Origin of the sequence: Bradyrhizobium sp. UFLA01-814, assembly GCF_046718885.1 — a bacterium.
Lineage (GTDB): Bacteria > Pseudomonadota > Alphaproteobacteria > Rhizobiales > Xanthobacteraceae > Bradyrhizobium > Bradyrhizobium elkanii.
In genome coordinates this window covers 1-15,965 of the sequence record NZ_JAQOSR010000058.1, presented here as the reverse complement: position 1 = coordinate 15,965, position 15,965 = coordinate 1, and the positions used below count along the sequence as shown (strand labels likewise).

Here is a 15,965-nt window from a genome sequence, read left to right as displayed (position 1 = left end):
CGGATGCAGCGAAGCGCAATCCGGGGCCCGTGCCGTTCGCGGATAATCCCGGATTTCGCTGCGCTCCATCCGGGCCACGCATTCTCACCTCCCCTTGAAAAGGGGAGGTCGCTTTGCTCGCCAGAGCAAAGCGGGTGGGGATCTGCTTTCTCCGCTTGCAGCGTCGCCTGTGGCTGACCCCCATCCCGACCTTCCCCCTTTCAGGGGGAAGGAGAAGAGCCGTAGCCCGGATGGAGCGAAGCGCAATCCGGGGCCCGTGCCGTTCGGGGACTATCCCGGATTTCGCTGCGCTCCATCCGGGCTACGTTCCATGTCCCACGTCAGGTCCGCGTCAGCTTCGCCCGGTATTTTTGCCGGGCCGGGCGAGTTGGGAGACCATCGCGTGAGGATGAATGCATTCGGCCGAGCCGCCGCCGCGCTCGGCGTTGGCATCGTCGCCGTGGGGCACTGGTGCTGGGTCTACCAGGGCCAGGGTGCCGCGCCGCATGCCCGCCTGCTGGCGATGAATCATGCGGTCGAACTCTACGCCGGCATCTTCCTGATCGGCGTCGGCGTCCATGCCCTCGCATCCTGGTACTGGTTCAGCGAACCAAATCCGCCGGCGCGCTCCTCGGTTGGGGAGCCGCAATAGCGTCCGCCTGCGCGGCGAACGGGCAATGTCCGGGTTGAGGTGCTGTTCTAGTTAGGACACTTGCCTGGGGAAATCAGGGCACTCATTCACATATGCAAATGCCCTTCCGTGCCATCGAGGTTCTAGCTCACGCGGGGGTGTCCAGAATCTTTCCCTACCCCACGGGCGCCCCTCGGCCTCAGCCTCCTTGCCCGAGTGCTGGGGCCGTTTGTTTGAGCTCCAAGGCGGGCCTTGTCGAATGCGTGCGAACAGATTCAAGAGTTGGACTGAGATCGAGGAGCGCTTGTTGGTCGCGTTGCATGAGGCTGGGCTGGATCATCGGCTGATAGCGGATCATATGCGCCGGACCGGAGCCGGAATTAATAGGCGGCTCGCAGTGATCGCCAACAGGGCCAAATGGGCTGAGGGCGCTCAGCGCGGCCTGACGCCGTAGGCATTCCCTCGCGGGCCGTTTCTTTAGGCCGCCGACCTGGAGGAGACGAGCGGCGCGCAGTGAACCACGTTCGGGCTCACGGCTGCGGCGTGGTGATCTAGCTTCTTTGCCTTCGCGGCGAACGGGAAGTGTCCGGGTTGAGGTGCTGTCCTGGCTAGGACACTCGCTTCAAGGAACCAGGACACCTGCAATCGGTTAAAGATTTTCGATCCCTTTTCGCCGGAGGGCGGTTTGATGCGATTGCATTCTGAGCGGATAGACGGTGTGGAGATTGCCTTCGCCAGCGTTTTGGCAATGTCGTTCATCGGGCTTCTTGCCAGCATAGCGTGGCTTCTGTTCGCGTAAACGCGGGACCTTGCCGTAGCCTCAGTGTCCCCCGGCACTGGGGCCGTGTTTCTACGGAAGTGGCGAGCCCGAGCGCCTTTGTAGCGATTTGTCTGGAGATAGGACGCCATGACTGAGGCGGCCCTTACTCAACGACGCCTTTGATATCGGACCTTCGCCGAAACAGTCTTATTTTTCCGATCAGCGGCCGGATCAGATATTTGAAGACAAGGCCAAGACAGATGATCGGCACCAAGATCGGCAAGTATGCCAAAACCGCAAGTGCGGCCAACCATTCCGGGCTGCGCTGCTCCCGCCAATAATACACCGACGCCGCGATGACGTGGGCCACCAACAGCGCCGCCCAGATGGCAAGCGCGACGTTGACCGGCTCATCGAATGTCAACGCTTCCCATGCGGCTTCACCCGGCCTTGAAGGCGTGCTTTCGCTTTCCATGGCTTGCTCGACCTCCCTCAGCTTCCAACCCCTGCGATGGCGGGGTATTCCGTGTGGAATGCTAAGGGGGACGAAAGCAGCGGACAGGCTGGCTGGAACTCCGTTCACCCACGGAGAACCCCGGATGCCCCTCTGTTCTGCTCATTGACTTAGATCAAGAACGAATGGTGTCCCATGCAAATTGATGGAGCCAGAACATCCGATGGCCGTCTCGGTTGTCCCACTGAGAACATTGACCGAGTTGCGGTTTCCGTTGCTTATCCTGAATTAGGATACTCCGAAATCCAACTTAGGGCACGAGGCTTAAATACGGACAGGACCCAATTGAGGTGCTGTCCTAGATAGGACACTCGCAGCCGGAAATTAGGACACCCGGCCCGGCCCGTTAAGCATCCGGACGACTTCTTTACCTTTGATTTACGCAAGTTAATTGACTGGCTCACGCTTTGATTGGATCATTCGCCTCACTGGGCAGAGCGGTTTTATTAAGGACAATTTTTTGAGGCCCAGAGGGGCTAGCCCGATTACCGACAGCGGCGGCTCGGCGACAGCAATGAGAACGGCCCCAGCACTACCCTCCAAGGGTGCTGGGGCTGTTTCTTTGGAAATTCTTGCTCAGTAATCTCCGAAATCCAACTCAGGACACGAGGCTTAAATACGGGACAGCACCCCGATTGAGGTGCTGTCCTATTCTAGTTAGGACACTCGCAGCGGGGGAATTAGGACACCTGAAAACAGGTCCGTAATGGCCCGGAATCCGCAACACCGTTAAAAGTCTAAATATTGGCGAGAGCTACAGCCCTCTGCTGAGAGGCAGGGGCATTTTGAGTGGCTGTTCAGCGGGGGCCGCATTTTGGTGCGGCCCCCTTTTGATTCACACGGGATGCTGCGGCCATTTCATTTGGGACACGGGAAGGGCGACTGCCGTTGCCGCATGCCCGGCGCTGGACGAGCGCTGGGACGACCAAAGTGCAACTCGGCCCCGGCCCGATGCCTCGCTGGGGCCGTTTCTTTTTACGTGATGAGATCGCCGGGCGACTTGTGATCGACGAGGTTGAGGCCGGGCGTGGCCGGGGAAGAGAGCGAAATGGATGGGGCTGCGTCGCAGCGCCCATCGTCCGCGTCCCCTCTCCAAGCGGCGCCAGTAGGTCAAGGAAAGGTTATGCTGATGGCTGGCGAACGCGAACTAACAACAGGGCTTTCGGCGAAGGATGCCAGTTTCTGCTTGCTCGTGACGGACAGATCGGCGTCAAGGAAATCGAACGGGCTGATTAAGAAACTCGAACTCGACAAAGAGATTTTGGCCGAACAGGACGAGGAAGAGGCCACCAACTGAGGCGGCCTCCTTTACGTTAATGGCAAGGCTTTCCCGACATTTGGGCCGCCCTGCTATGGCAGCCATCATGCATGGAAGTTCGTTTCGCGTTTTTAGCGGCGCCCTTTTGGCCGGTCGCGGCCTTCTGTGTGGTTGAGGTCTGCGCATAGGTCGCGGTGGAACCGGCAAAAATAGCTAAGGCCAAAGCAATTCTGAAAATTGACTTCATGACTCTCCCCTCAAAGGTGTTTCGAGCGAGCGTGCGCACTTTAGCGCTCAAATCAAAATCAGGCCAAGGAAACTCGGTTCACCCACGGTGAATCCCCGGATGCCGCCGTTGTTCCGCTCGTTGAGCTAGATCAAGAACAGATGGCGACCATGGAAATTGATGGGGCCAGAACATCCAATGGCCCACTGGGGCCTAATACGGAGAGCACCAAACGACCGGTGGGGTGGAAAATAGCTGGTTCTCGGAGCATATTAGCTTTTATGAGACCGTGGCTAAAGATGACGTTGATGGTTCTCGGCTTGTGCGCAGGCTGGATGGTCATCGGTTTAGTGACCGTCGATGATGACGACGAATTCGCCCAAATCATCACGGCATATAAATCGCACTAAGAGCGACTGGCACTCCGTTCAATTGAGGCGGCCTTATATTCCGAAAGAATGCCTCATCTGAGCAACCATGCGCTGCACGGCGTCCGTGTATTGACCGTGGTTGAAGTGTTGATCGCCGATGAAAAGGCCGGCGATGACGCTTATTGCAATGAACAGCCCTTTCATGAATGGGCAATCCTTAAGCTCATTCAGCCAATGCTGAGGATCGTCGCAGGGCCACTTTAAAGAACTCTTGATGGGCCTATCCGGATCATTCCGGTCCGTTCACCCACGAATGTTCGCTGTGGGCAGAACATTCACCAAACCGCCTCAGTAGCTCTACCGAGAACAACGGCCAACCCTTGGTTTCCGTTCGCTTAATCCGAATTAGGACACTCCGAGATCCGACTTAGGACATGGGGGCTTGAATACGGACAGCACCCCGATTGACATAAGAACAAAATGAGAACATAGGTTTTGTAACCTGAGGGTGTGGCGATTGCCTCATCCGCGGTGGGTTTGCGTGGCTGCAGGACCAAAGTCCAAGCCGCGCTCCACTTGCGGATGAATTTCTCCGCCTCCTATGATAGGGTTGTGGCTGGGGAGTGTGCGTCATGAGAGTTGCGGTCTGGGCGGTCGTTGCAGTCGCATGGCTGTTTGCGTCTGCAACTCCGTCGAGCGCGCGCGGTCCCTACGGTTCGATCAGCGTCGGCAACTGGAAGGGTGGCGCCTTCACCAACGACAAGAATGGCGCCTTCACCCATTGCTCGGCGGGCACCACGTATCAAAGCGGCATCTTCTTCATGGTGTCGATCGCCGAGAATGGCAGCTGGCGCCTGGGTTTTGCCCATGAGAGCTGGCGCCTGACGGCGGGCGAGGCCTTTCCGCTCGCGCTGACCTTCGACGGCCAGCCTGCGTTCAATGTCTACGGCATGCCGCTCGGCACGCAGCTCGTGAATGTCGAGATGCCGGTGAACTCGGCGCTGATCAACCAGTTCCGCAAGGCGCGCCAGATGACCGCCTTCGCGCAGGGCCAGTTGTTTCAATTCAACCTCAATCAGACCGCGCAGCTGCTGCCGGCACTGCTCAACTGCGTTGTCTCGGTGAAGAAGAACGGCGTCGCCAATGCCGGCGAGTTCGCCGTCGCGACAAAGCCCGCGGCTGCGCCGCCGCAGCAGGCGGCTCCGGGGCCCACGCAGAAACAGGCGAGATCAGGGACGGGGACCGGCTTTGTGGTCAGCAGCAGCGGCCACGTCGTCACCAATCACCATGTTGTCGGCGGCTGCAGCGAGATCACGGGCAACCTGAGCGGCGAGGCGCCGGTCAAGCTGCGCCTGGTGTCCGATGACGAGACCAATGATCTCGCGTTGCTGCAGGCGCCGACCCCGTTCAAGGATGTCGTCAGCCTCAGGCAAAACCCCATCCTGGTCGGCAACGGCGTGGTGGCGATCGGCTATCCCTATCACGGATTGCTGACATCCGATTTCACCGTCACCACGGGCATTGTCTCTTCGTTGAGCGGCATCCTCAACGATACCCGTCATCTGCAGATCAGCGCCGCGGTGCAGCCCGGCAACAGCGGCGGTCCGCTGTTCGACCACACCGGCGCGGTGGTCGGCGTCGTGGCTGCCAAGCTCGACGCGGTCAGGATGGCGCGGGCGACGGGGACCATTCCGGAGAACATCAACTTCGCGATCAAGACCGGCGCGCTGCGCGACTTCCTCGACAACAGCGCGGTGGCGTACCGGACCGCCGAGTGGCGCGAGGAGATGAAGAAGGAAACCGCCGAGATTGCCAAGAATGCGCGCGGCTACACGCTGCTGATCACCTGCACGGTGAATGAGCAGAGCGCAAACGCGAAGAAGGGCAATTGAGACCTCCGCTACGCCTTCTTCCCGTCCTTACGGCAGGGCGACTGCATCTGGCTACCGGCCACGCGTCTTTCCTTGCGACGTCCGGGCAGCCTCCGGCTCCTTTGCATGGGGTTGTTTTCGATATTTTGGCAATGGGCGCCTGCGACGTACGGGCGGGGTGAGCTCAACCGGCCCGCCGCAGCGTATGCACGGTGATCTCGGCCGGGCAATTCAGCCGCACCGGCGCGAGGCTGGTGCCGGCGCCGGCTGATGTGTAGCCGGCAAGCGCGCCGAACCGCCATGCGCCGCTGCCCATCCGGCGCGGCAGCCGCGCCTCCAGCTTGATCGCGATGCCGCCGGGCAGGCAGAGCTGGCCGCCATGGGTATGGCCGCTCAGCATCAGGTCGAAGCCGGCGGCCGCCGCCGCGCGATAGGATTCCGGCGTATGCGCCAGCAGGATCGAGAACGCATCGCGCGGGATTGCCGCCGCGGCTTTTGCAATGTCGTCGGTGCGGTAGAAGTGCGCGTCGTCGATCCCGGCGAGGTGGATCGTCGCGCCATCGCGCGTGATCGGCTCCTGCTCATTGAACAGCATCCTGATGCCCATCGCCTCCAGTGCTGGCGTCATGCGGATGCTGTCATGATTGCCGAGGATGCCGTAGCGCGGCAGCTCGATCCGCGCGCACAGATCCCGCATCAGCGCGAGGCTCGTTTCAAACGGCCCGTACGTCTTGCCGCGGTAGTCGCCGGTGAGAACGCAGATATCGCAGGCGATATCGCGCACGATGTCAGCCAGATGCCGCATCGCGCCTTGGCTGATGTCGGCGTGGAGATCGCTGAGATGCAGGATGGTGAAGCCGTCGAAGGCCACCGGCAGCCGCGCCGACGTCACCAGATTGCGCCGCACCTCGACGCTATCGGCATTGCGCCGCGCGCGGCCATGCAGGCCGGTCACCTTGAGCGCGGACTCGATGATCCGCGGCGCCAGTTTCCAGTTCTCGACATTGAACACCAGCGTGCCCTGGCCGAACAGCTGCTTCTCGTGCGCGGCCTCGATCCCAAGCCGGCGCACCACATGGTCGGCGCCGATCCGCTCGATCAATCCCTGCAATGCCGTGTCGGCCATGTTCCCCGTCGGCCCGCGGTTTGAAGCGCGGACCGGCGCGACACTATCATGCGCAATCCCGGTGCGGATACCGCCGGCACTCAGACCACGGGAACCCGCTTCGCGGCGACCGCGGCCGGCGAGATCACCTCGATGTCGAGCGGCACCTGCCAGCGCTCGGTGAAGCGCACCTGCGGCGGTGCATTGCCGTTGCGCCCGCCCTGCAGCACGAAGCCGTCGTAACCCGAGTTCATCACCTCATTGCACTTCTGCACATAGATCGGGAAGCCGCCGATATAGGGCATGAACACGCGGGGACGGCCCGGGATGTTGGCGCCGACATACCAGGAGCTGCAGGTCGAGCGCAGCGAGACCGTGGAGACATCGTTGACATGGGCGACCCAGGCGTCCTCGTCGTCGCGGACCGCCTCGATCGTGCCGGCGCCGATGTCGCGCATATGACTGATGCAATCCGCCAGCCAGTCGACATGCTGCTCGATCGCCTGGATCATGCTGGCGAGCACCGAGGGGCTGCCGGGCCCGGTGATCATGAACAGGTTCGGAAAGCCCTCGGAGGCAAGGCCGAGATAGGCGCGCGGGCCGGCCCGCCATTTCTCGGCCAGCGTCTGCCCGCCGCGGCCGGTGATCGCGATCTTGTCGAACGAGCCGGTCATGGCGGCAAAGCCGGTGGCGGAGACGATCGCATCGAACTTGTATTCGGTGCCGTCGACGATAATGCCTTCCGTCGTGAAGCGATCGATCGGCGTCGTCGACACGTCGACAAGTTTCACATGCGGCAGATTGTAGGTCTCGAAATAATTGGTGTCGACGCAGAGCCGCTTGCAGCCGAATACGTTTCGCGGGCACAGCAGCTCGGCGGTGGCGGGATCCTTGACGATGCCGCGGATCTTCTCGCGCGCGAAATCGGCGATGGTGTCGTTGGCGGCCTTCTCGAACAGGAGGTCGCCGAAGGCGCCGAGGAAGGGCAGGCCGCCGCGCTGCCAGGCTTCTTCGTATTGCTGCTCGCGCTCCCGCTCGCTCGCCTGCAAGGCGGGCTGGGCGTTGAACTGGAAATAGAAGCCGGTCGGGCGCGCGCGGGCTTTCGCGCGCAGCTCCGGATAATGCGCCTTGGCTTCCTTGAGATAGTCCGCCGACAGCCGCTCGTTCCATGCCGGCACCGACCACGTCGCGGTGCGCTGGAACACCGTGAGCTCGGAGGCCTGCTGCGCGATGATCGGGATCGACTGGATCGCCGATGAGCCGGTGCCGATCACGCCAACACGCAGGCCGGTGAAGTCGACGCCCTCATGCGGCCATTCGCCGGTGTGATAGATCGGCCCGCGGAAATCCGCCATGCCTGGGAAAGCCGGCCGGTTCGGCGCCGACAGGCAGCCGACCGCCATGATGCAGAACTTTGCGGTGACCCTGTCGCCGCGGTCGGTCTCGATCAGCCATGTGCCTGCCTGCTCGTCGAAGGTCGCCGCGGTGACGCGGGTGTCGAACACGATCTGGCTGCGCAGATCGAAGCGATCGGCGACGTGATTGGCGTAAGCGAGAATTTCGGGCTGCGGAGAATATTTCTCCGACCAGCTCCAGTCCTGATCGAGTTCCTCGGAGAACGAGAAGGAATATTGCAGGCTCTCGACGTCGCAACGCGCGCCGGGATAGCGATTCCAGTACCAGGTGCCGCCGACCCCGCCGCCGGCTTCATAGACCCGCGCGGTGAAGCCGAGTCCGCGCAGCCGATGCAGCATGTACATGCCGGCGAACCCGGCGCCGATCACCACGGCATCGAACGTTCCGGTTTCGGCAGGGCGCGCAGCCTTGCGCGCGGTGCTCTCCTGAGCCATGGGCCGTCTCTTCCCTATATCGTTATGTCGTGTCCGCGCCTCGTTGGACGCGATGGACGAAGATTAGGGCGATGGCGGCGCGGCCCGCAAGCAAGCGTATTGCCGTCCAGCGAATAGCTCCTATGCTGTCTCTGGTAGAGTATGGGGATGAGCGGTGATCCGGTAGTTGTTCTGTCGCGATCGTTCACCTGCCCGAAAAGATCGAGTTCCCATGAAGAAGGAAGAAGTAGAAGCTATCTTCAAGCGGGGCGACTTGGGGCCGATCGACGGTTACCTGGAAGCGGTCGCTACTGAAAAGCGGTTACCTGCCCTTGCGGTTGGGATGTGTCTGGTCAGGATGGAAGAGGCGGCTCCGCCGCTGCGCGCCCTGGTCGCTCGTGCGGCGAATGGTGAAGCGCTCTCCGACGACGAGGTCACGCTTCTGTTCCGCGGCCTCTATATCCTCGGCGGAGCCCGCGACCAGGACGTATGCCGCGACCTGCTGCGGTTGCTGCGCCGGCCCGAAGCCGAGCTCGATTATCTGCTCGGGGATGTTGTGCCCCAAAGCATGGCGAGCATCGTCGCCGGCGTTTTCGATGGGGACGTCGATACACTATTGGGCATGGTGGGGGATCGATCCATTGATCAGTTCGTCCGCGACCAAATTCTCGGCGCGGCAGCCTTCCTTACGTGGAACGGACGTATCCCGCACGAGCGGATGCGACACCTGCTCGTAGCATTCTTTGAGGACAGACTTGCCGACGATGAGGACCAAGCTTGGTATGGCTGGCAGCAGGCAATTGCCTTGCTGGGACTACGCGAGCTGGCACCGCTGGTGCATAGCGCCATCGACGATGGCCGCATCCCTGACTCGCCGTTCATACGCAGCGAGTTTGACGACTTGCTCGCCACCGCCGAGCAGAGACCCGACGACATTACCCGCTTCGAGGAAAGTTATCTCGGCTATATCGAAGATGTGGTCGATGCGCTGGCGTGGACCGATTACGATGACGCCGAGGACGATCTCGACACGCAATGGATGCCCTCGGAGCCCGTGAGGAATCCCCTCCGCCATGTCGGACGCAACGATCCATGTCCATGCGGAAGCGGCAAGAAATACAAGAAATGTTGCCTCGCCAATCAAGGTTGAGGTGCAGTCGCCCTAGATCTGCCGACCATTGGCGCACATCCGGACGCCGCTTCGTTCGAGACCGATCCGGAAATGCTGGCGGATATGGATATAGCTTGGCCCAGGTTCAGCCTTCCGTCGCCTTCACGATGCGGATCAGCTCGTCGCCGTAGTGCTCGAGCTTCTTGTCGCCGATCCCTGCGATGTTGCGCAGCTCGCCCAGCGTGTCCGGCCGCATCGCGGCGATGCCGTCGATGGTGGAATCATGCAGCACGACATAGGCCGGCACGCCGCGCTGGCGCGCGACGTCCGAGCGCCAGGCGCGCAACGCCGCATGCAGCGCGGGATTTGCGACGCCACCCGGGCTGTCGGGTGCGGGCACAAGCTCGCCGCGGCGCGACTTGCCGCGGACTGCGCGGTTGCGCGCGCCTTCCGGCTGCTCGCGCAGCATCACCGCGGTCTCGCCCTTCAGCACGCCGCGGGCGCTGTCGGTCAGAACAAGCGCGCCGAAGGCGTCGCTGTCGGCGCGCAGATGGCCCATCGCCACCAGCTGGCGCAGCACCGCGCGCCATTGCTTCTCGTTGAGCTCGCGGCCGATGCCGAACACCGACAGCTGGTCGTGGTTGAACTGCTTGACCCGTTCGGTCAGCCGTCCGACCAGCACGTCGATCAGGTGCATGGCGCCGAAACGTTGCCCGGTGCGGTAGGCGCAGGACAGCAGCTTTTGTGCAAGCACCTTGCCGTCGCGGACGCGCGGCGGCGTCAGGCAGTTGTCGCAATTGCCGCAGATTTCCTCCGCGCGGGTCTCGCCGAAATAGCCGAGCAAGCGCTGCCGGCGGCAATGCACCGTTTCAGCCAGCGCAACCAGCGCGTCGAGCTTGCCGACCGAGACGCGCTTGAAGGCGTCGGAGCCGGTCGATTCATCGATCATGCGGCGCTGCTGCACGATGTCGGAGAGCCCGTAGGCCATCCACGCGGCCGACGGCTTGCCGTCACGGCCGGCACGTCCGGTCTCCTGGTAGTAGGCTTCGATGCTCTTCGGCAGATCGAGATGCGCGACGAAGCGCACGTCGGGCTTGTCGATGCCCATGCCGAACGCGATCGTGGCGACGATCACGATGCCGTCCTCGTTGAGGAAGCGGTCCTGATGCCGGGCACGCAGGCCGGCGTCGAGCCCGGCATGATAGGGCAACGCGGCAATGCCGGCCTCGCTGAGCGCCGCCGCGACATCCTCGACCTTGGCGCGGGACAGGCAATACACCACGCCGGCGTCGCCGGCATGCCGCTCCTTGATAAAGTTCTTCAGCTGCGTGGTCGCATTCTGCTTGTCGACGATCTCGTAGCGGATATTGGGCCGGTCGAAGCTCGCGACGTATTGCGGTGCGTCGGTAAGCTGCAGCCGCTCGGCGATCTCCCTTCGGGTCAGCGCGTCTGCGGTCGCGGTCAGCGCGATGCGCGGCACTTTCGGGAAGCGCTCGGCGAGTGCGGACAGGCCGATATATTCCGGGCGGAAGTCATGGCCCCATTGCGAGACGCAATGCGCCTCGTCGATCGCAAACAGCGCGATCTGCGCCTGGCCGAGCAGATTGAGGCAGCGCGGCGTCAGCAGCCGTTCCGGCGCCACATAGAGCAGGTCGAGATCGCCGGCGAGCAGCCGCCGCTCGACCTCGGAGGCTTCCTCATAGGACAGCGTCGAATTCAGCACCGCGGCGTTGACGCCGGCTTCAGTGAGGCCCGCGACCTGGTCGCGCATCAGCGCGATCAAGGGCGACACCACGATGCCGCAGCCGTCGCGCAGCAGCGACGGCAGCTGATAGCACAGCGACTTGCCGCCGCCGGTCGGCATCAGCACCAGGCAATTGCCGCCATCGGTGACGTGGCGGATGATCTTTTCCTGCGCGCCGCGGAAGCCCGACAGGCCGAACACGGAACTGAGCACGGACAGCGCATCGCGAGACGGGGCGGAGGCGCGATCGAGGGCGGGCTGGGCGGTCATGGTCCCTTGCGCGATCCCTTTGGGATTTCCCAGGATTTCCTTGGGGTCAACAGGCGGTGATCGAGGTCTTATGGCCGAACGATACCGGAACGAAAGGTGTTAATACACGTCCCAACAACAAACTCAATTCAGCATGACTGGTCAGCTGCGGATCATCACAGGCATTGCCGCGATCGTGCTGGTCGCGGGCGCGGCAATGGGCCTCGCGGTCGCCTGGCGGCCGCAGATTGCCGCCATTGCGCCGCCGCGGGCCGATACCTTCGACCCCGATGCGGTCAAACGCGGCCGCGAACTCGCCGCGATCGGCAATTGCAACACCTGCCATACCGTGCAGGGCGGCGCGACTTATGCCGGCGGGCTCCCGGTTCCAACGCCGTTCGGCATCGTCTTCTCATCCAACATCACGCCGGATGCCGAAACCGGCATCGGGCGCTGGCCGGAGGAGGCGTTCGTCCGCGCGATGCGCTCGGGCGTCGCGCGCGATGGCCAGCATCTCTACCCGACCTTTCCCTATGACCATTTCACCAACGTCTCCGATGCGGACGACCGGGCGCTTTATGCGTTCCTGATGACACGACAGCCGGTCCACGCGTCGCCGCCGGCGAATCAGCTGTCGTTTCCGCTCAACTATCGACCGCTGATCGCAGGGTGGAAGCTGCTGTATCTTCGCAGCGGCGATGTCCCTCAGGACTCGGCGAAGGGCGCGGAATGGAACCGCGGCGCCTATCTGGTGGAGGGGCTCGCGCATTGCGGCGCCTGCCACACGCCGCGCAACGCGCTTGGCGCCGAGCGCGTCAATGCGCAGTTCTCCGGCGGCGAGGTCGACAATTGGCACGCCTATGCGCTGAACGACACCTCGCAAGCTCCGGTGCGGTGGATCGCCGACGCGCTCTACGCCTATTTGCGCCACGGCTGGCAGGCCGATCATGGCACCGCGCGCGGCCCGATGGCTGAAGTGGTCGGCAATCTGGCGACGGTGCCCGACAGCGACGTGCGGGCCATCGCCGCGTACATGGCCGATATCCCGGGCGCGCCGGCGCCGGATCGCAAACGGCCAGCCGACGTCGTGGCGCAATCGTCTTCGGATGATGCGGCACAGGCCCATGCGGCCGGCGCGGCGATCTATGCCGCGGCGTGCGCCTCCTGCCATGAGGGCAGCCGCGCGCTGCCCTATGGCGGCGTCAATCTCGCGCTCAGCACGGCGATCGCAAGCCCCGACCCGCGCAACCTCCTCAATATCATGTTGTCGGGCGTCGTTGCTGTCGAAGGCGAGCGCAGCCCGATCATGCCGGGCTTCGCCGCCAGCATCGATGATGCGCAGATGGTTGCGCTCACGGCCTATCTGCGCGCCCGATTCGGCAAGCGGCCGGCGTGGGCCAATCTCGACAAGGCGGTGCGCGATGCGCGGGCGGTGCAGGCCGCGTCGCTTGCGGCGCGCGACACGCCATCAGAATCCAGACAGCGAGGCAAGCCATGATGACATTGAAGGTCAATGGCAGGGATCATCAGGTCGATGCGGAACCGGATACGCCGCTGCTTTATGTGCTGCGCAATGATTTGGCGCTCAATGCCGCCAAGTTCGGCTGCGGTCTCGGGCAATGCGGCTCCTGCACGGTGATCGTCGACGGCAAGGCGGTGCTGTCCTGCGTCACGCCGCTGGTCCTGGTCGAGGGCAAGCAGGTGACGACGCTCGAAGGGCTCGGCACCGTGGCCGCGCCGGCGCCGATCCAGCGCGCCTTCATGGAGGAGCAGGCGGCGCAGTGCGGCTACTGCATCGCCGGGATGATGATGCGCGCGCAGGCACTGCTGATGCGCAACCCGAAGCCATCGGATGCACAGATCCGTGCCGAGCTGGAGCCGAATCTCTGCCGCTGCGGCACCCATATGCGCATCCTGCGCGCAGTGCACCGCGCCGCCAAGTTGATGGATACGGCCGACGCCGCAAGCGACAGGAGCGTCCGATGACCGCGCCGGTGGTTCTCGATCGCCGCAGCGTGCTGGCCGGCAGCGGCGCGCTGATCGTCAGCTTCTCGCTTCGCCATGCGGTGGCACAGGAGCAGAAGGCTGCGCAGAGCCCGGCGTTGCCGGGCAGCCTGGCGAAAGCGCCCAATCTGGATTCCTGGATCCGCATCGATGCCAATGGCCAGGTCACGGCCTTTACGGGCAAGGCCGAACTCGGCCAGGGATTCCGCACTGCGTTCCAGCAGATCGCGGCGGAGCAGCTCGATATTCCCTTCGATGCGCTGAAGGTGATCACCGCCGACACCAAACTCACGGCGAACGAGGGCTACACGTCCGGCAGTCATTCGATGCAGGACAGCGGCACGGCGATCCTGCATGCCGCGGCGCAAGCGCGCGCGCTGCTGGTTGCGGAGGCGGCAAAGCGTTTCGACTTGCCGCCCGACGGCTTGCGAACCGAGAATGCGGCCGTCGTCGCTCCCGATGGCCGGCGTCTGGGCTATGGCGAGCTTGTTGCCGCGGACATGTTGCACGTCCAGGCGCAACCGACATCAAGCCTGAAGGATCCGGCGAGCTTCAAGGTGATGGGCCAGCCGGTGCCACGCGTCGACATTCCGGCCAAGGTCACGGGCGGCGCCGCCTATGTGCAGGACATGCGGCTTCCCGGCATGGTGCATGCGCGCGTGGTGCGCCCGCCGAGCTACGGCGCGCAGCTCGTGGAATGCGACACGGCCGCGATCGAGAAAATGCCCGGCGTGATTCAAATCGTGCGCGACGGCAACTTCCTGGCCGTGGTGGCGGAGAAGGAATTTTCGGCGGTCAAGGCCATGCACGCGCTGGCCGCCGCGGCGAAGTGGCGAGAGAGCGCGAAGCTGCCGAACCAGCACGATCTGGCCAACGTGCTGACTGCGCTGCCGTCGCAGGACTTTGCAATCTTTCAAAGGAATGATCCCACGGTGAGCGGCGCGCGGTCGCTCGAAGCAACCTATACGCGGCCTTACCAGTCGCACGGCTCGATCGGGCCGTCTTGCGCGGTCGCGCAATTCGTCGATGGTGCGATGACGGTGTGGACGCACACGCAGGGCGTCTATCCCGACCGGCAGGCGATCGCCGAGATGCTCGGCATGACGCCCGCCAGCGTCCGCCTGATCCATGTCGAAGGCTCCGGCTGTTATGGCCACAATGGCGCCGACGATGCTGCGGCCGACGCCGCGCTGATCGCCCGAGCGCTGCCAGAGCGCCCAATTCGGGTGCAGTGGATGCGCGAGCAGGAGCACGGCTGGGAGCCCTATGGTCCGGTGATGGTGACGAAATTGAGCGCGTCGCTCACGGCCGACGGCAAGATCGCCGACTGGAATTTTGCGGTGTGGAGCAACACGCATTCGATGCGGCCGGGCGGCGCCGGCGCGCTGCTTGCGGCCCAGCACATGGCGCGATCATTCGCGGTGCCCGCACCAAAGCCGTTGCCGCTGCCGGAAGGTGGCGGCGATCGCAACGCGATCCCGATCTACAATTTTCCGAACGCGCATGTGATGCATCACTTCATCCCCGCGATGCCGCTGCGGATCTCCGCGATGCGCGCGCTCGGCGCCTATCACAACGTGTTCTCGAGCGAGAGCTTCATGGATGAACTGGCCGGTCTCGCCGGCGCCGATCCGGTCGAGTTTCGCCTCAGGCATCTCGACGATCAGCGCGGCCGCGCGGTGGTCGAGAAGGCCGCGGAGGAGTTCGGCTGGACGCGCGGGCAGAAGCCGCCGCGAAATCGCGGCTACGGCTTCGCGTTCGCGCGCTACAAGAATCTTGCCGCCTATTGCGCCATCGCATCCGAGGTCGAGGTCGATCGCGAAACCGGGCGGGCTCGGCTGGTGCGCGCGGTCGCCGCCGTCGACGCCGGCCAGGTCGTCAATCCGGACGGCATCACCAACCAGATCGAGGGCGCGATCGTGCAGTCGACGAGCTGGACGCTCTATGAAAGCGTCACCTTCGATGAGACAAGGATCACCAGCATCGACTGGCAGACCTACCCGATCCTGCGCTTCAATGCGGTGCCCGACAGCATCGCCGTCCACATCATCAACCGTCCGGGCCAGCCGTTCCTCGGCAGCGGCGAGACCGGGCAGGGCCCGGCCGCCGCCTCGCTCGCCAATGCCATCGCGCATGCAACCGGCAAGCGGCTGCGCGACCTGCCACTCAGCCGCAAGCGGATCAAGGACGCGATCGACGCGTGAAATAAAACTGATTTGGATTGATCTCACCGCAAACTCGTTGCACCTCTCCCGCTTGCGAGGGCTTTGCGCAATCGGGCGTGCGCGGGTGGAGGCCAGTGTCAGGCATTTT

General features: G+C 63.4%; 14 protein-coding genes. 7 read left to right on the top strand and 7 right to left on the bottom strand.

The window, feature by feature from the left end; genetic code table 11:
- Positions 1-388 precede the first annotated feature (388 nt).
- Complete coding sequence (locus tag PMN64_RS19165; RefSeq protein WP_411781766.1) at positions 389-631, top strand: hypothetical protein; 243 nt, start codon at positions 389-391, stop codon at positions 629-631.
- A gap of 456 nt (positions 632-1,087) precedes the next feature.
- Here the strand turns inward: PMN64_RS19165 and PMN64_RS19160 are convergent, their stop codons facing one another.
- A complete protein-coding gene (locus tag PMN64_RS19160; RefSeq protein ID WP_411781748.1) occupies positions 1,088-1,369 on the bottom strand; it encodes a hypothetical protein in 282 nt (93 codons plus the stop codon).
- A 164-nt stretch (positions 1,370-1,533) separates the two neighbouring features.
- Positions 1,534-1,845, bottom strand: coding sequence for a hypothetical protein (locus PMN64_RS19155; protein ID WP_411781747.1), 312 nt, complete (start codon positions 1,843-1,845; stop codon positions 1,534-1,536).
- Positions 1,846-3,007: 1,162 nt separating this feature from the next.
- Here PMN64_RS19155 and PMN64_RS19150 point away from each other — a divergent pair.
- Positions 3,008-3,181 (top strand): hypothetical protein, encoded by a 174-nt coding sequence (locus PMN64_RS19150; RefSeq protein ID WP_411781746.1) that lies wholly within the window; start codon positions 3,008-3,010, stop codon positions 3,179-3,181.
- 16 nt (positions 3,182-3,197) lie between these two features.
- Here PMN64_RS19150 and PMN64_RS19145 read toward each other — a convergent pair whose 3' ends face one another.
- Complete coding sequence (locus PMN64_RS19145; RefSeq protein WP_304498255.1) at positions 3,198-3,389, bottom strand: hypothetical protein; 192 nt, start codon at positions 3,387-3,389, stop codon at positions 3,198-3,200.
- A gap of 422 nt (positions 3,390-3,811) precedes the next feature.
- Positions 3,812-3,943 (bottom strand): hypothetical protein, encoded by a 132-nt coding sequence (locus PMN64_RS19140; protein WP_259245081.1) that lies wholly within the window; start codon positions 3,941-3,943, stop codon positions 3,812-3,814.
- Positions 3,944-4,371: 428 nt separating this feature from the next.
- On the opposite strand from PMN64_RS19140, the gene PMN64_RS19135 reads away from it, so the two are divergent.
- Positions 4,372-5,631: a S1C family serine protease gene (locus tag PMN64_RS19135; RefSeq protein WP_411781745.1), complete on the top strand. Its 1,260-nt coding sequence runs from the start codon at positions 4,372-4,374 to the stop codon at positions 5,629-5,631.
- A gap of 163 nt (positions 5,632-5,794) precedes the next feature.
- On the opposite strand, the gene PMN64_RS19130 is transcribed toward PMN64_RS19135, so the two are convergent.
- Positions 5,795-6,736: a metallophosphoesterase gene (locus tag PMN64_RS19130; RefSeq protein ID WP_411781744.1), complete on the bottom strand. Its 942-nt coding sequence runs from the start codon at positions 6,734-6,736 to the stop codon at positions 5,795-5,797.
- An 80-nt stretch (positions 6,737-6,816) separates the two neighbouring features.
- On the bottom strand, positions 6,817-8,565 hold the full coding sequence (locus PMN64_RS19125; RefSeq protein WP_411781743.1) for a flavin-containing monooxygenase: 1,749 nt from the start codon (positions 8,563-8,565) through the stop codon (positions 6,817-6,819).
- A 211-nt stretch (positions 8,566-8,776) separates the two neighbouring features.
- Here PMN64_RS19125 and PMN64_RS19120 point away from each other — a divergent pair, with 211 nt between their 5' ends.
- Positions 8,777-9,694 (top strand): DUF1186 domain-containing protein, encoded by a 918-nt coding sequence (locus PMN64_RS19120; RefSeq protein ID WP_051447922.1) that lies wholly within the window; start codon positions 8,777-8,779, stop codon positions 9,692-9,694.
- A gap of 106 nt (positions 9,695-9,800) precedes the next feature.
- Here the strand turns inward: PMN64_RS19120 and recQ are convergent, their stop codons facing one another.
- Positions 9,801-11,669, bottom strand: coding sequence for a DNA helicase RecQ (gene recQ / locus PMN64_RS19115; protein ID WP_028341525.1), 1,869 nt, complete (start codon positions 11,667-11,669; stop codon positions 9,801-9,803).
- A gap of 133 nt (positions 11,670-11,802) precedes the next feature.
- On the opposite strand from recQ, the gene PMN64_RS19110 reads away from it, so the two are divergent.
- Genes PMN64_RS19110 through PMN64_RS19100 form a run of 3 tightly spaced genes read left to right on the top strand, consistent with a single transcriptional unit; the run spans position 11,803 to position 15,856 of the window.
- On the top strand, positions 11,803-13,146 hold the full coding sequence (locus PMN64_RS19110) for a c-type cytochrome (protein WP_411781742.1): 1,344 nt from the start codon (positions 11,803-11,805) through the stop codon (positions 13,144-13,146).
- Positions 13,143-13,634, top strand: a complete 492-nt coding sequence (locus PMN64_RS19105) for a (2Fe-2S)-binding protein (protein WP_411781741.1) — start codon at positions 13,143-13,145, stop codon at positions 13,632-13,634. Before PMN64_RS19110 ends, PMN64_RS19105 begins: the two co-directional genes overlap by 4 nt.
- A complete protein-coding gene (locus tag PMN64_RS19100) occupies positions 13,631-15,856 on the top strand; it encodes a molybdopterin cofactor-binding domain-containing protein (RefSeq protein ID WP_411781740.1) in 2,226 nt (741 codons plus the stop codon). Before PMN64_RS19105 ends, PMN64_RS19100 begins: the two co-directional genes overlap by 4 nt.
- The last annotated feature ends 109 nt before the right edge of the window (positions 15,857-15,965 follow it).

Excerpts from the sequence above, each read along its gene's own strand:
- PMN64_RS19155 (WP_411781747.1), bottom strand. The coding sequence starts at position 1,845 with ATGGAAAGCGAAAGCACGCCTTCAAGGCCGGGTGAAGCCGCATGGGAA.
- PMN64_RS19110 (WP_411781742.1), top strand. The coding sequence starts at position 11,803 with ATGACTGGTCAGCTGCGGATCATCACAGGCATTGCCGCGATCGTGCTG.
- recQ (WP_028341525.1), bottom strand. The coding sequence starts at position 11,669 with ATGACCGCCCAGCCCGCCCTCGATCGCGCCTCCGCCCCGTCTCGCGAT.
- PMN64_RS19145 (WP_304498255.1), bottom strand. The coding sequence starts at position 3,389 with ATGAAGTCAATTTTCAGAATTGCTTTGGCCTTAGCTATTTTTGCCGGT.
- PMN64_RS19150 (WP_411781746.1), top strand. The coding sequence starts at position 3,008 with ATGCTGATGGCTGGCGAACGCGAACTAACAACAGGGCTTTCGGCGAAG.
- PMN64_RS19165 (WP_411781766.1), top strand. The coding sequence starts at position 389 with ATGAATGCATTCGGCCGAGCCGCCGCCGCGCTCGGCGTTGGCATCGTC.
- PMN64_RS19135 (WP_411781745.1), top strand. The coding sequence starts at position 4,372 with ATGAGAGTTGCGGTCTGGGCGGTCGTTGCAGTCGCATGGCTGTTTGCG.
- PMN64_RS19140 (WP_259245081.1), bottom strand. The coding sequence starts at position 3,943 with ATGAAAGGGCTGTTCATTGCAATAAGCGTCATCGCCGGCCTTTTCATC.
- PMN64_RS19120 (WP_051447922.1), top strand. The coding sequence starts at position 8,777 with ATGAAGAAGGAAGAAGTAGAAGCTATCTTCAAGCGGGGCGACTTGGGG.
- PMN64_RS19160 (WP_411781748.1), bottom strand. The coding sequence starts at position 1,369 with ATGAACGACATTGCCAAAACGCTGGCGAAGGCAATCTCCACACCGTCT.
- PMN64_RS19105 (WP_411781741.1), top strand. The coding sequence starts at position 13,143 with ATGATGACATTGAAGGTCAATGGCAGGGATCATCAGGTCGATGCGGAA.
- PMN64_RS19125 (WP_411781743.1), bottom strand. The coding sequence starts at position 8,565 with ATGGCTCAGGAGAGCACCGCGCGCAAGGCTGCGCGCCCTGCCGAAACC.
- PMN64_RS19130 (WP_411781744.1), bottom strand. The coding sequence starts at position 6,736 with ATGGCCGACACGGCATTGCAGGGATTGATCGAGCGGATCGGCGCCGAC.
- PMN64_RS19100 (WP_411781740.1), top strand. The coding sequence starts at position 13,631 with ATGACCGCGCCGGTGGTTCTCGATCGCCGCAGCGTGCTGGCCGGCAGC.